The sequence below is a fragment of the Mesorhizobium sp. M7A.F.Ca.MR.362.00.0.0 genome (genome assembly GCF_004023175.1).
Lineage (GTDB): Bacteria > Pseudomonadota > Alphaproteobacteria > Rhizobiales > Rhizobiaceae > Mesorhizobium.
This window is the reverse complement of sequence record NZ_RZTF01000533.1, coordinates 1-344: the sequence shown is the minus strand read 5'-3', so window position 1 is coordinate 344 and position 344 is coordinate 1. Positions and strand designations below refer to the sequence as shown.

1 protein-coding gene is annotated in these 344 nt (G+C 47.4%); it reads left to right on the top strand.

Going from position 1 to position 344, the window contains the following annotated elements; translation table 11 throughout:
• Positions 1 to 18: 18 nt before the first annotated feature.
• Positions 19 to 344 (top strand): zeta toxin family protein (locus EOC06_RS34565; RefSeq protein WP_206631322.1); only part of this gene is annotated, 326 nt, incomplete at its 3' end.

Here is a 344-nt window from a genome sequence, read left to right as displayed (position 1 = left end):
GGTACGAGGAAACCGAAAATGGAAACACAGGAATCGGCCGAAGTTCTTCATAAGTTCCTGGCGAGAAAGAGGAAATTGACTTCAACGGAAGCGAAAGCAATATTTGAACGTGACATCTTAGGTAGCATGGCAGTCGAAAAGGGAGGGCTGGAGAATCCCATCTTTCTTGTTGTGGGCGGACAACCGGCATCGGGCAAAACCTCTGCAATTAGGCAGTTACTGAATAAATATGATCCCGACTACACTCAAGTGGTAAGCGAGAACGAACTCAAGTCTTTTCTTCCCGACAACAACCGCGCTCGACTCCGGGGATCTCATGTAGTTGAGGAAATAAATCGCTTCGT